2 protein-coding genes are annotated in these 16,759 nt (G+C 46.9%); both read left to right on the top strand.

Annotated elements, in window-relative coordinates; all coding sequences use genetic code 11:
* The first annotated feature begins 20 nt into the window (after positions 1 to 20).
* Entirely contained in the window at positions 21 to 7,766 is a 7,746-nt protein-coding gene (locus F0220_RS22925) for an SDR family NAD(P)-dependent oxidoreductase (RefSeq protein WP_105601705.1), read from the top strand.
* Positions 7,744 to 16,737: an SDR family NAD(P)-dependent oxidoreductase gene (locus F0220_RS22920; RefSeq protein WP_105601704.1), complete on the top strand. Its 8,994-nt coding sequence runs from the start codon at positions 7,744 to 7,746 to the stop codon at positions 16,735 to 16,737. Before F0220_RS22925 ends, F0220_RS22920 begins: the two co-directional genes overlap by 23 nt.
* The last annotated feature ends 22 nt before the right edge of the window (positions 16,738 to 16,759 follow it).

Raw genomic sequence — 16,759 nt, 5'->3', positions numbered from 1 at the left:
CGACTGTAAAGGAGAGCAAAATGAGAAAAGGATTAATGGGAAGTATTAAACTGGATGATCTCCTGGAATCCGGGGCAGAATCGGTCGATATCGAAAGTGTTTCGACTAAGGACATTGCCATTATTGGAATGTCCGGCAGATTCCCGGGTGCAGAGGAACTCGAGGCATATTGGAGCAATCTGGTTAACGGTGTGGACAGTATCAGCGATTTTCCCGCAGAACGACAATTTTTCACAGATTATTATATGAAGACACGGGGAGAGTCGGTCACGTATACCAAAGCAGGTTTTTTGAATCATATTGACCGATTCGATTATCGTTTCTTCAACCTGTCTCCCCGTGAAGCTTCTCTCATGGACCCCAATCAGCGGTTGTTTCTTGAAACGGCCTGGCACGCCATTGAGAATTCAGGATATGGGGGCGGTAAACTTAAAGGAAGCAACACAGGTGTGTACGTTGGGTTTCGTAACGATGAAGTATATGACTACAAAAGATTAATCACTGACTTGGAGCCGCAGGCAGATCCCAGTGCAGTTCCAGGTAATCTGGCCTCCATTCTGGCTAGCCGGATTTCTTACTTGCTGGATCTGAAGGGGCCGAGCCTGTGTCTCGATACAGCATGCTCATCTTCTCTCGTAGCCATCCATCTCGCGTCCCAGGCCATTCGAAACGGAGATTGTGATCTGGCTGTCGCTGGTGGCGTAAAGATACGTTTGTTTCCCCTGGATGAAGGGAACAAGCTTGGTGTGGAAGCGCCGGATGGCAAAGTGAAGGCGTTCGATGCAGATTCGGATGGGACGGTGTGGGGTGAAGGCGCTGCCGCTATTATCCTCAAACCTTTGAACAAAGCACTCAGGGATCGAGACCATATTTACGCAGTCATCAAAGGAAGTGCTGTGAATCAGGATGGAACTTCCGTAGGCATCACAGCGCCGAATACCGCTTCACAGACAGATTTGCTGGTGAAAGCATGGAAAAATGCGGGGATTAACCCGGAGACGCTAAATTATATTGAAACACATGGTACAGGGACAGATATGGGAGATCCCATAGAGTTTGAGGCCATTCGCAGAGCGTTCCAAAAGTTTACAAACAAGAAACAATTCTGTGCTATCGGTTCAGTGAAGACAAATGTGGGCCACTTGGATTGTGTAGCTGGTATGGCTTCGCTTTTCAAGGTCATTATGGGAATGCGTGAAGGCATGATGCCACCCACACTTCATTTTCAGCGTCAAAACTCAAAAATCAACTTTGAAGATTCTCCGGTCTATCTCAACACTCGCCCTAGAATATGGCATGCCGAAGGAGCTCCACGCAGATGTGGTGTCAGCGCGTTTGGTCTAAGTGGAACCAATAGTCACATTGTAGTTGAAGAGCCGCCACATTATCACAGGGCAGGTACCGCAACGATCCCGGATATGCAAATTTTAACGATCTCTGCCAAAAGTGCTGCCAGCTTAACAAAGCTGGTGCATGCCTATCAGGCCTTGCTCGTTTCAAATCCTGAACTTTCGCTGGCAGATCTATCATTCTCGGCTAATACCGGAAGAGGGCACTACACTCAAAGGCTTGCGATCACTTACAGTGATCGCAAGGATTTGGAAAGAAAATTGAAGTTGGTATCAGCCGCAAATGGTGGTCCTGATCTCGAGATAAACGGAGTACACACAGGCACACATCGGATTATAACAGCCGGTGCAGGGGAGTCCACGCGGAGTACAGGGGAAATCACGGAGCAGGAGGTCAGACTACTTGGACAGAAGGCCCAAGCATGGCTTGCTGAACCTCATGTTCATCCGAGACAAGTGCTGTTGGAGGCCATTTGTGATTTGTATGTTCAGGGAGCCGATGTGAGTTGGGAAGATCTGTACAGAGAAAAGTCTGTGCGCAGAATTCCACTTCCTTCATACCAGTTTGAACCGAACATATGCTGGCTGGACTGGAAAGCGGACATGGATCAACGCCAGACAGATGACATGACTCGGAGTATGTATAGAACACGCTGGATCGCGGATTCTTTGGAACCATCCATACCCGATGAGGAGCAGCAGCCAATTGATGATGGGATAACCCTGATATTGCGAAAAGATAAAGACCTTGAAGGCGAAAGGCTTGAAACCACCTTGCGTAATCTGGGAAGAAAGCTGGTATCCGTGACATTTGACGGAGATGTTGCCGTTATGGAAGGACTCTCAGGTCTAGTACAACTTTCTTCAGAAGATGTTTATGATCATCTGCTTGGTGCATTGCCTTTCAATGATATAACCCGTGTTATTCATCTACTGAGTTCAACGCCCAGAATGCAGGTGCATAATCTGGCGGATCTTTCTCAGGCGGAAATAGAGGGTCCTCTGAGTCTGTTCAGACTGGTCAAATCTCTGGTGCAGAGAGCAGTGTCTGGCCCTGTAGGCATATCAATTGCTACGACAACTGCTTATCAAGTGACGGGGGACGAGGTGGAACTGTATCCTGAGCACGCTGCCTTGATCGGCTGGGCTAACGTTATAGGAAAGGAATATCCGCATATCCGTTGTCAGTGCATTGACAGAGATGAACATAGTTCACTTGAATCTATTCCGGAGTTGGTTGGTGGCATAGGCATCTCCAACGAGAATTTTGCCTATCGGAATGGGATTCGTTATGTTGAACAGCTGGATGAATGGGACACAGAGACTCAGAAAAATAGGGACTGGCAACTGGTTGAGAATGGAGTATACATCATAACGGGTGGAGCAGGGGGGATAGGTTCAGAGATTGGGAGATGGATGGCTGGTCAGGCAAAGGTACGAATTATCCTACTGGGACGGACAGAATTACCTAACAGAGAGCAATGGCCGCTGCTTCGTAAGAATGGGAAAGACCAGACGGCTGTTCAGCAGATTATTCGTGAAATAGATGCCATGGAAAGTCTCGGAGCAATGGTAACTTATTTTAGCGTAGATGTGTCCGATGAAATGCGTCTTACCCATACGTTGGATGGTATCAGAAAAACGTTTGGTTCTATACGTGGAATTGTGCATTGCGCAGGAACGGGAAGTGATCTGTCTACCGATCAGAAGAGTGAAGATGACGTCAAGCGCACGTTGGCTCCCAAGATCAGGGGGACATGGCTGCTTGATCAACTTACCCGACAAGATCAGCCTGATTTTATGCTGTTATGTTCTTCTGTCGCTACAACATTCAGCACGTTGACGATGGGAGATTACGTTGCAGCCAATGCCTACCTGGATACGTTCGCCGCACAACGAACCAAGCAGGGACTTCACACACTCGCCATTAACTGGGTGACCTGGAGGGAGCGGGGAATGGCAGCACGTTCGGGTTTTACGGCGGATACTATATTTAAGGCCATTTTGCCTGAACAGGCGATCCATACTCTCGCAGACGTTGTTACTCAAAAAGTAGACCGCGTTATTATCGGGGAATTAAACATAAATGGTGGGGGCATTCCTTTACTCGAACGTTCAGGGATTCGGGTTGCTCCATATTTGCTCGAACGATTGAAGAGATTGAAGTCTACGACCAGATCTATAGCAGATATGGCTTCTACCCGATCAATTTCACAACATGGCACGGGTCAGGTGATCCTCACAGGAAAAGAAAAAGAGGATTACACCGAAGCAGAACGACGTGTCGCTGATGTTTGCAGACAGGTATTGGGTTTCGAGGAAATTAACATCCATGAAAATTTCTTTGAACTGGGAGCCGATTCCCTCTTGTTAAAAACGATGCATGCCAGATTGGAACTGCTTGATCCAGGTTCACTTATGATTACGGATTTGTTTGAACACGCAACAGTTTATAAGCTGGCCCGTTTTCTGGTAGATAAACGCCAGGGAAGCGACAACATGACACATCATGCAACGATCAAAGGAACGGAACAGGACATAGCCATTATTGGCATTTCCGTCAAACTGCCTAACGCCAACACCACAGATGAGTTCTGGGACAATATTCGCAACGGGTTGGATTGCAGGACCACATTGTCTGCAGAACGAAAGGATGCCATTGATCGCTATATTCGATATAAACAGTTTCCTGAGGGCAGCGTGGCTCTTGTGGAAGGGTCGTATATTGATGAGATTGATAAGTTTGATAGTACCTTTTTCCGTTTGTCTCCCAAGGAAGCAAGCCTGATGGACCCACATCAGCGTCTCTTCCTGCAGGCATGCTGGGAAGCAGTTGAAGATGCCGGTTGTGTAGAAGACATTAGTGGAAGTCATACCGGGGTGTTTGTTGGATACTCGCCGAATATTCGCGATATGTATTCACGACTCATTTATGAAACCAATCCGACTCTTCTATCCAGCGCTATGGTGGGCAACACAGCAGCAGTTACCTCTGGAAGAGTATCTTATATGCTGGACTTGAAAGGGCCATCGATGGTCGTAGATACAGCCTGTTCATCATCCCTCGTTGCTGTAGATGCCGCTTGTCAATCGATTCGTAGCGGCAAATGTGAAATGGCCATAGCAGGTGGGATTAAAATCCATACCATGCCGATTCATCACACGAATACACGCATGGGAATAGGCATGGAATCCATGGATGGAATCACGCGTGCATTTGATGAGGAATCGGAAGGGACGGGATTTGGCGAAGGCATTGGTGTAATCATGCTAAAACCACTCGAAAAAGCTAAACAGGATGGCGACCAAATCTATGCAGTCATTAAGGGATCAGCATCCAATCAGGATGGCAGTTCTGCCGGGATGACAGCACCAAATCCGGCGGCTCAGGAAGACGTGATTCGCAAAGCATGGGATGATGCCGGCATTGATCCTGCGACTATTGGTTATGTGGAAGCCCACGGGACGGGTACACCTTTAGGGGACCCGATTGAAGTAAACAGTTTGACAAATGCATTCCGTATGTTCACCGACAAACGAAATTTCTGTGCGATTGGATCTGTCAAAGCCAATATGGGTCATCTGCTTGAAGCAGCGGGAATCGTCGGGTTGATCAAAACTGCGTTGGCACTTAAAAACAAGGAATTGCCTGCAACGATTCACTTTAATCGACCCAATGAAAATATCCCGTTTTACGATTCTGCCATATACGTCAACACCGTTACTCGTAAGTGGGAGGTTGAAGGCCATCCGCGGCGAGCTGGCGTCAGTGCGTTTGGGATGAGCGGAACCAATGCCCATATTGTGCTGGAAGAGCCACCGACAGACTATATCCATAAAGAACTGTCTGACCATGTTCCTCACGTTGGGCCACAGTTTTTCATGCTTTCGGCCAAATCACGTGAGAGCTTGCAGCAACTTGTTACAAGGTACGTTGCATATGGTCCGCAATTATTACAAATGGATCTGCAGGATATCTGTTACACGGTCCAAGCTGGGCGCAGTCATTATCCGCATCGATTAATTTTTGCAGTGAATACGACAATGGAGCTTGTTTCCCGTTTGAATGAATTGAACCGGCTCTACTTTTGGGAGTCTGAACTGGGCGAAGCAGGCAAGGTTTTCTATCGTTATGGAGAACACCGATTGGTATCAGGTACGGATGGGATTAGACGTCCGGATGATCTTACTCTGGTTCAGAAGGAAAATTTGAACGCCGAAATTCAAGAAGTCGCATTAGCGTGGAAGAACGGCCTCTACAGGGACGAATCCATGCAGGTCAAAATTAGTGAGTTGTATTCGGCGGGCGCAGATTTGCCGCCATTATTATGGAATGACGGACAGGCACCTCGTAAAGTGCGGCTCCCGGTGTATGCTTTCGAGCGTAAGACACACTGGCTGGACATACCCGACGTCGCCCCGGTAAAAGTGGAACGTATGGAACAACCATTTCATGTTATTCGTTGGGTTAACACGCCATCCATCGATGGGACATCATGGATGTCCTCCGAATCTGGAGATGTATTATTGTTCACAGGAAAAACTGCTCTTTCGGCATCGATCTATGAGAGATTACTAGCTGCGGGTCGGAAGGTTGTAAGAGTAGAGATTGGACTTCAAAAGGATTCTACTCCAGGCGATGGATGGTATGGCATTGATTCAAATAAACAGGCGTATGAGGACTTGTTAACCGATCTTCAATCTGAGTATCAATTCACACATATTATCCATATGTCAACGACTGAACAAACAGTATTTCCTGAGAGTATCGAACAATTAGAGGTGACCCAGCAGCGTGGGGCTCGCAGCCTGATGTATCTTACACAGGCGCTGGCACATGTGGGTTATGAACGCGGACTGAGCCTTACGCTGGTATCTGATTATGTGAACGAAGTGACAGGCAATGAACGTGTCCTTCAGCCACAACAAGCTCCTTTTATGGGAATGGGACGAGTTGTAGGTCAGGAATTGATGGGCATATCCTGCAAGTTTCTGGACGTGGATGATGTTGTCTCTGCTGAAGATGTGTTACAAGAGATTGGCCGAAAGTCTGATTTATATCTTGTTGCTTATCGGGAAGGTACTCGTTATGAGGAGCAGTTCGAGACTTTGGACGATACGATGGTGATCGGCCATTCGCCAGCAATTCAAAATGACGGTGTATACGTGATTACTGGCGGCACGAAAGGCATTGGTTTGGAAGTCGCCCAGTACTTGGCTGACAAGGGAGCAGGACATGTTGCTTTGCTTGCCCGTTCACCTTTTCCGCCGCGTGACCAGTGGACTGAATGGCTTGATCAGAACAGAGACAGGGAAGTGTGCGAGACGATAAATCGGGTGATGGATCTGGAGAAGAAAGGAACGTCATGTTCATTTTATCAAGTGGATATCGGGCATCTGGATAGGCTACGTGAGGTATTTGATGAACTTCGACATACTTGCGGTCCCATTCGTGGCGTAGTCCACAGTGCTGGTGTACCTGGTGAAGGCATGCTGATGCGCAAGACGGAGGAACAGTTCTCAGCGGTGACAGGTCCCAAAGTCCAAGGAACATGGGCGCTTGATCAGGTCACGCTTGAGGATAATCTTGACTTCTTCCTGCTCTTCTCCACGATCTCTTCGGTGTTTGCTGCTCCGGGCCAAGGGGACTATGCTGCTGCCAATGCATACCTGGATGCATTTGCTGCATATCGAAGCAAGCTTGGGAAACGAACCCTAACTATGAATTGGAACACATGGCGAGATACGGGGATGGGCGTTCGTTACGGTATCAATGTGGATGGCGTATTCTCCGCAATTCCTACGGAGCAGGGCATTGCATGGCTGGATCGTGCGATGGGAATGACCTTGAATCGGGTAATCGTCGGCGAGATCAATCGTGAAAGCAAATTGCTTGGCATGATGTCAAGTGTTGCTGTGAGATTATCTGATGACCTGAGATCCCTCGCTACTGATGAGAAGACTGTTTTTACTGAAACTCAGAACCAGACCGGTTATGCAGAAGTTACTCTGGATGGCAGGACAGGAGAAGGAGCATATAGCGATGCTGAGGATCTGATTGCCAAAATCTTCGGTTCGGTACTAGGGTTCAGTGAAATCAATATTTATGACAGTTTCTTCGAATTAGGGGGAGATTCGATCATGTTGGGCCAGATGCATGAGTTATTGGATCGGCATTTCCCCAATAAGATCAAACTGGTAGATCTGTTCGAATATACAACTGTAGACAAACTCAGCAATTACATTGCAGGCAATGAGCAACATATCCTGCAAGCTGCACCGATAACATCCGCATCAGAAGAGCAGGACGGAGATTGGAATGACTCATTAAGCCATATGCTGGACAAGTTGCAGGACGGGGAAGTATCTGTCGAAGACATTCTTCATCGTTTGGATGAAATACGGCCAGGGGAGTGAGCTTGTGGAGAAAGTCTACAAACATGTTGTTGAAAACATAGCCTCCGGCAAAATTGACAAAGTGACGGGGATTCAGGTCATCAATCTGCTGAAGCAGGAAGAAGCAAATCATCAAGAGGATATAGCAGTCATAGGCATGAGCCTTAAATTTCCCCATGCGAATCATCCGGAGGAATACTGGCACATTGTTGAGCAGGGGATTGATTGCATAGGTGATTATCCATCTGATCGAAAATCTGTAACGGATGAGTACCTCAGACTAAGCGGATATTCAGACGAATTCCTTCAATATCTGGATGGTGCTTTTCTGGATGAAGTGGATCAATTCGACTATAAGTTCTTCCGTCTCTCTCCAAAAGAGGCCAGTCTGATGGACCCTTGTCATCGTTTATTTTTGCAAACGGCATGGCATGCCATCGAAGATGCCGGTTACGGCGGGCAAAGGCTTGCAGGAAGCAATACCGGCGTCTTTACCGGATTTGCCAATAGCAACAACTATAAGGAAATGATCAAGGATACTAATCCGGAAGAGTTGTCTATTGCGATGACTGGAAATATCGCGTCAATGCTTCCTACCCGCATCTCGTATCTGCTTAATCTAAAAGGACCGACCATGGTAGTGGATACTGCTTGTTCGTCCTCGCTAGTATCCGTTTATCTGGCTTGTAAATCGCTGATGAACGGGGATTGCAACATGGCGATTGCCGGAGGCGTTAAGCTGGATATTTTGCCAGTGGATAATGATTTTCTGAAGATTGGGATTGAATCCACCGACTACCGGACAAGAGCTTTTGATAAAGAAGCAGATGGATCCGGTATGGGTGAAGGTGTGGCTGCAGTAATTTTGAAGCCGCTTCGTCAGGCTCAGAAGGATGGAGACCACATCTATGGTGTAATCAAAGGCATCGCCTTGAATCAGGATGGAACGTCCATGGGCATCACGGCCCCCAATCCGGTTGCTCAATCCGAAGTAATCGAGGAAGCGTGGAAGCGAGCAGGTATCCACCCGGAATCCCTGGCCTATATTGAAACTCATGGAACAGGAACGAATCTGGGTGACCCTATCGAAATTCAGGGGCTGGAACGTGCTTTTCGAAAATATACGAATAAAAAGCAATTTTGTGCAATCGGTTCGGTCAAAACCAATGTCGGGCATCTGTATGAAACAGCAGGTATGGCCAGTCTGATCAAGGGACTTTTATCATTGTATCATCGGAAACTCCCGCCTTCCCTTCATTTTAATTATCCAAACCTGAATATTGATTTTGGGAATTCACCCGTCTATGTCAATACAAGGTTAAGAGAGTGGGAGCGAGGTGCTGATCCGCGTAGATGCGGGATAAGCACATTTGGTTTGAGCGGAACGAATTGTCATATAGTGCTGGAAGAAGCTCCTGTACAGGCCACGTTGAACGTTACGCATGATGGGCATACGGGTGTTCATCCATTCACGTTGTCTGCGGGATCAGTTAATGGAATTCAAATCCTGATGAAACAGTATCTGGACGGAGTATCTGCCTTCCCTGACAGGTATTCATTACTGGATGTTTGTCGAACAGCCAATGCATGTCGCGGACATTATGCTCACCGAGTGATCATTTTGGCTGAACATTTGGAGGATTTGCGCATTAAGCTAACCCAGGTTATATCTGGAGACTTTCACACGTTCACAGCACCTTGGTTTCATTATGGGGAACACCGACTGATCAGCGACAATCGGGAAGTTTCAGGGGGACATGATATTACCCAGAAAAACGTTCGTGCGTTAAGTGAAGAGGTCAGACAAGAATTGAACCAGATGAATGAGGCTACATTCGACTGGGGGCGCCTGTGTACTCTTTACGTCCAAGGGGCATCCGTGGACTGGTGGCGTCTGTATGAGGGCAAGTCTACGAAGACCGTACCTCTGGCGGGTTATCCTTTTGATCCGCAGAAGTGCTGGATTGACATGGGAAGCAGACCAGCAGAAGAGAGTGTCCACCCTGACAACGGATTGTTTTCTCTTACGTGGCATGAGCTTGAGGGAGAGTACGAGGATAACGAAGTTCATTCAAGCGAGAGAGTTGTACTCTTTACAGCCGATGACAAAGGTGGGGCTGACCTTGCATTGCTTTTGCAACAATCGGGTAAGGACGTCATTAAGGTTTGTCCGGGAGATTACTTTGAACAGAGGAACGATACTGATTTTCGAATTGGTTCGAAAGAGGTCGATTTTGATTCTTTAGTCAATGCTTTGGATTCAAAATCATGGTCACAGGTCATCTACGCACCTACCTTTGCTTCGGACACTTCTGTTCAGAATCTGGTGGAGTTGAATGAATCACAGGAACGCGGCGTTTACAGCCTGCTGTATCTGGTTCGTTCATTGACCAGACATGGTATTGATTATGATATGGATATGGTGATTTTGACCCAATGTGTCCATCATGTCACAGGCAAAGAACAGCTTCTTAGACCTGAACTCGCACCGCTAGAAGGTCTTGCCAAGGTCATACGTAAGGAGCACCTGAACATACAATGTCGAGTTATCGACGTGGAAGATATGCTATGGAGCAAGGGGAGTGCAGAGTCTGTTTTCAGAAAAACAGATCACTTCCTTACCGCCATTCGAGACGGAAAACGGTATGTTCAGTCATTCGGTAAACTCCAGCCTGTTGCAGAGTCGGACAGTAACAACGGACAATTTCCAGCTCTTCATTCAGAAGGGATATATCTTGTGTCTGGTGGAGCCGGAGGTATCGGGATTGAAGTATCCAAATATTTGGCTGGCAGGGACAAGGTACATCTGGCCTGGATTAATCGTACTGCCTTTCCACCCCGGAAAACATGGGAAGCAATTTTGGAAGCACAGCAGGATCAGTCGTTATGCCGAAAGATTCAGGGAGTGCTTGATATTGAAAATATGGGAGCTAGCGTTGAAATATACAACGCTGACATTTCCAAAAAAGAAGAGATAGTTCCAATTGTAGAAGAGCTGCGTCAACGTCATGGGAAGATTCGGGGGGTTATCCATGGCGCGGGAATCGGAAGATCCGACTTATTAATGAATCGTACGGATGACCAGTTTAAAAGCATCTTCAATCCTAAGGTGATGGGTACACGTATTTTGGATGAAGTTACCCATTCGGATGATCTGGATTTCTTTATTCTGTTTTCTTCGGTAGCAACGATGTTTAGCGGAGCCGTTCAAGGAGATTATACCGCAGCCAATGCTTATCTGGATGCCTACGGGGAATATCGGAACAAGCTCGGCAGAAGGACACATGTGGTGAACTGGACGACCTGGAAAGAAACCGGTATGGCCCTCGAAGGTGGTTTCACAATCGATACCATTTTTAAGACGCTGCCAACCGGTAAGGCTCTTGAAGGATTCGAGCAGGTGTTATCCCATAATGTACCGAGAGCACTTGTAGGTTATCTCAATTATGAGAACGGTGGAGTCTTCCTGCTCGAAAAATCAGGGGTAATGCTTTCTCCTGTGCTGACTGCGCAAATTGAACTATTCAAGGAGAAAAAGAAGCAGGAAAAAGCGAGCAAAGCAAAGAGTGTAGCAACAAATCCAGCAGGAGAAGTAAGTCTGACAGGAAGTCTCAACGAAGAGTTTAGTGATACGGAAAAACGTGTGGCCGAATGTTGCAGAAAAATATTAGGTTTTGATCAAATTGATATTCACGACAACTTCTTTGAATTAGGTGCGGACTCTATTCTGCTGATGAAAATTCAGAGTGAGATTGAGCGGATTTTTCCAGGAACCATTAATGTTACGGACATGTTCGAATACTCGAATGTTCATCATCTCGCAAAATTTATCGGTGGAAAAAACAAGAAGGAGGAACAGAGTCCTTCTCCAGCGATGCATCTCAAGAAGCGTACTGCGGCGGAACGAGATGGAGATATTGCGATTATCGGCATGGCTGTAAATGTGCCACTTGCTTCCACACCTGAGGAGCTGTGGGCGCATCTCGTCAACGGCACGGATCTGGTTCGGTCGTTTCCGGAATCGAGAAAAGTGGATATTGACAAGCATTTTGCGTTCACAGGTCATGACCAGGCACAGATGAAATACAACGAGAACGCGTATCTGGAAGACATAGACAAGTTTGATGCAGGTTTCTTTCGGTTATCGCCCAAGGAAGCAAGTCTTATGGATCCCAATCAGCGATTATTTCTTGAAGCTGCATGGACTGCAATTGAGGATGCAGGGTATGGCGGCACCAGATTGAGTGGCAGTAAAACGGGCGTATATCTTGGATATGCGGCAACCTTGCGAGATCTGTATGCACGTCTCTTATATGAAGTTGATCCTGGGAGCGGTTCAAGCTCCATGGTGGGTAATCTGACAGCCATGATGTCTGCGCGGATCTCATATTTATTGGATCTAAAGGGCCCAAGCATGGTTATTGATACGGCCTGTTCATCTTCATTGGTGTCTGTAGACATGGCTTGCAAAGCTATTCGTAGTGGGCAATGTGATTATGCACTGGCTGGCGGAATCAAGATTAACCTGTGCCCGGTGGATGATGAAAATATGAAACTTGGCATCGAGTCTACAGATCATCGCTCCAAAGCTTTTGATGATGAAGCAGATGGAGCAGGTATTGGAGAAGGGGTTGCAGTGGTACTGCTGAAATCACTTCAGCAGGCACTGGATGACCATGATTCGATCCATGCTGTAATTAAAGGCGGGGCTGTGAATCAGGATGGCAGTTCAATAGGCATCACGGCACCTAATCCGGCATCTCAAACAGAGGTAATTATATCTGCTTTGGAGGATGCACGAGTTGAACCGGAGACAATCACATACATTGAAACACACGGCACGGGCACGACATTGGGAGATCCGATTGAAATTAAGGGCATATCCGATGCACTGTCGAGCTACACAGATCGCAAGCAGTTCTGTGCGGTGAGTTCCATCAAGACCAACTTGGGGCATTCTTCGGAGGCTGCTGGAGTGATTAGTTTGGTGAAGGCGGTTATGGCACTGCGTGAGAAAAAGCTTCCTCCGACGCTGTACTTTAATCGACCTAATCGAATGATTGAATTTTCCAATTCACCGGTCTTTGTGAATACCCGTCTGCGTACTTGGCATTCCGAGGAAGGACCGCGACGTTGTGGGATCAGCGCGTTTGGGATTAGTGGAACCAATTGTCACGTTATCCTGGAAGAGGCCCCAGTACAGACATTTGTCCAAGCTGAGGAACGCAGACCTTATATTTTGCCTCTTTCCGCCAAAAGTAAGGACTCTCTGTCCAGATTGATCGCAGCTTATCATGATTATCTCGATAGTTACGATGAACTGGATCTGTTAAGCCTGTGCGGAACAGCTGCTCAGGGAAGAGGACACTACAAGTTGCGTATCGCCATTGCTTTTAAAGACAAAGAAGAGCTGTTAGCCCGATTGGACAAGCTGCGTGGATGCCCGTTTAGCGAGATTAAACCGCCCGTTGCTTATGCATCTGAACATCGAATGGTTCCTGAGACGAAGGAGCCAGGTGTTGGCGAATTGACGGAACAAAAACTTCGTGAATTAAACGAGCAGTCAGACAGGGTACTGAAGCTCATTAACGAGCACGGATGGGAAGATCAGCACTTGGAGGAAATATCGATTCTTTATACACAGGGAGCCGATATTGACTGGTCCAGATTGTACGCAGAAGAGGAAACCTTCAGGCTGCATCTTCCAACGTATCCTTACGAGCGCAATCGTTGCTGGATTGATATTCCCGAACGAGTTGCGGTTCAACCATCGGTTGTGCAGAAGGAAGAACCAACGATGCATTACACCATTGGCTGGGTGGAAGCGAATAATCCTGAAAGGCTTATTCCGAATCCGCAAACCGTCTTGCTTTTGAAGGGGACAATTCCGTTATGTGACAGTCTCTCCCGGGAACTTACTGAACGTGGAGCACATGTAATTGAAGTTACTCTTGGTGCAACATATGCGAAGATCTCTCCGGTTCATTATCAGATCGATGGTTCGGAGGAGCAGTATCTGCAATTATTGAAGGCTACGAAGAACCACAGAATAGATCAGATTATTCACACCTTTACCATAAATGGTCATATAGCACCCGAGAGTCCGAAGGAACTGGAGGATGCCTTATGCCGAGGGGTGCATAGCTTGTTTTACCTCACAAAAGCCATTGCGGGTGCAGGATTGCGAAATCGAATGCGCATTGTTCTGTTATCCCAGTTCGTTCACGAAGTTAGCGGCCACGAATCACATCTTGCTCCTGAATATGCTACGATGTTTGGCTTGGGTAAAGCGATTGGACAAGAGCATCCTCAACTGGAATGCAAAGTCATGGATATAGATGATGACACCGCTATTCCTATTTTGCTTAATGCAATGAATGCAGATGATGTTTTCTACGCCACTGCTTATCGGAAGGGTCAACGATATGTGGAAGAGTTTAGGAAGACAGATCTGTTGGGAGCTGAGCTCTCTGATGTAACCATTAAGGAGCAGGGGGTCTATCTCATCACCGGCGGAATGGGCGGCATTGGCCGAGCATTTGCAGAACACTTTGCCAACAGACACAACGTTACCTTGATTCTTGCAGGCAGATCGGATTTCCCTGATCGGGAAACATGGCCAGCCATTTTGGAGGATAACAAGGATCTGGAGCAATGCAACAAAATTAAATGGATACAGTCGATTGAGAACAAAGGTTCCACAGTAGGTCTCTACAGCGTGGATACAGGTGATCTTCAACAAGTATCAAGACTCATGGTGAACATCAGAGAGAAGTATGGCAAAGTGGATGGCATTGTTCATGGTGCAGGGGTAGCTGGTGAAGGATTCCTTGCGTCCAAGGATGCGGAGACCTTTAACCGTGTGTTGCTTCCGAAAGTCCAGGGAACCTGGAATATGGATCAGGCAACAGCCCACGACTCTCTGGATTTTCTTGTTCTGTTCTCAACCACTTCAACATTATTCAGCTCTCCGGGTCAAGGAGATTATTCAGCAGCGAATAGTTATCTGGATGCTTATGCAGCGTATCGCAACCGCAGGGGTGAACGTACATTAACGATCAATTGGGTGGCCTGGAAAGAGACCGGGATGGCCAAAGATTTTGGCGTAAATGACGACATGGTGTTCAAGTCTGTTTCAACAAATTCTGCATTAAAGGCCTTTGACCAGGCTTTTCAGCGTAAAGTGCATCGGTCTATCATCGGCGAACTGAATTATGACTCGGAATATATGGCCTACGTAGGTGACATGCCAATGATGATGTCGGAGGACGTATACAACACGATTCAGGATCAAAGTGCCGGCGTGATTGCTGAAGTGGAGATGAGAAAGGCAACGCTGAACAAGGAAGTCTCGTTACACGGCCGTAATGATGGCCAATATACAGCCATGGAACAGATGTTATCCCGGATTTGGTCACTTCATTTGGGACTGACAGAAATGGATCTGTATGATGATTTTTACGAATATGGTGGAGATTCCATTATTGGACTCAAGATGGCATCGGATATATACAGGGAAACGGGGATACAGGTTAATCCTTCGGATGTGCTGCAATATCCGACGATCTGGGGACTGGGAGTTCACCTGCAATCTCTGGTCGATGTGGAGAATGCAACAGTCGGACAACAGTCTATCCCTCATGCAGAAGTCAAAGAAAAATATCCACTTTCATCAGCTCAAAAAAGGATATTCTACCTTTGCACTCAGGACCCGGACAACATCAGCTATAACCTGAACAAAGCGTTGATTATGGAGGGGAATTTTGACCCATTCACGTTGAACGGTTATATGAACACTCTGATTCAGCGCCATGAATCGTTCCGTACATCATTTCACTGGGAACAAGGAGAGCCGATTCAGAGAATTCACGAGAACGTGGATTTTTCAATCGAAACGTTGCCAGATGTCATTCGTGGAACGGAAGCAGTCGAAGATGTAGTGAAGCAGTTTGTCCGACCGTTTGATCTGGAAGCGGCACCGTTGATCCGCATGATTGTTGGTTCGTTGGATGACGGTCGCCATCTGTTGATGTTCGATGTGCATCACTTGGTTACAGATGGAATGTCGATGGACAATATGATGCACGAAATCACGTCAATGTACAGTGGTTCACCTCTACCGAATATTCCTTATCAGTATAGAGATTACTCGGAGTGGAGCAACCAGTATCAGCAATCGGATTCGATTAAATTACAGGAAGCCTTCTGGCTGGAAACGCTGAAAGGGCCATTGCCCACACTTCAACTTCCAACAGACTTTATACGGCCGGATCGAAAAACCTATGATGGAGCCAAAATGACTTTTTATGCCGACGAAGCACTCACTGCTCGTATAGGCAAGCTTGGAGCACGTACAGGAACAACGCTATACATGGTGCTCTTATCCGCCTTAAATGTCTTGTTGCATAAATATACGAACCAGAGTGATATACTCATCGGTTCGCCTGTAACGGGTCGCCAACAGGGTAACTTTGATGCCACCATTGGCATGTTTGTGAATACAATCGTCCTGAGAAACGAACCTGTGCCTGATGACTCATTCAGGGAGTTACTTCTGGACGTGAAGCAGCGTACGTTATCGGCTTTTGCACATCAGGACTGTCAATTCGACCGAATTGTGCAACTTGTGAATAGTACACGTGATCCGAGCAGAAATCCGCTGTTTGATGTGTATTTTGCACTGCAAAATGTAGGGATGTATACCGGAGAGATTGAGGCTTTTAAAGGCACATTAATTGATTATGACAGTGGAGTTTCACGGTTTGATCTGGCACTGGATGCGATTGAGCGGGAGGGTACGATCGAGTTTATTCTGGAATATAATACGAGCTTGTTCTTGCCTGGCACAGCTGAATATATCGCCAAAGATTTCGTGAAAATTCTTGAGATAATTTCAGAGCAGCCAGATACATTGATCTATGATATTGAAGTTGATCGTGTCACGGATATCACGGATGAAGCTGTGGATGAAGAAGTGAATTTCAATTTCTAGCCAGATCACAGAGGGGCGTTGA

The organism is Paenibacillus sp. 37, from assembly GCF_008386395.1.
GTDB lineage: Bacteria > Bacillota > Bacilli > Paenibacillales > Paenibacillaceae > Paenibacillus > Paenibacillus amylolyticus_B.
The sequence above is the reverse complement of the archived record's forward strand: the minus strand, read 5'-3'. Positions and strand labels throughout refer to the sequence as shown.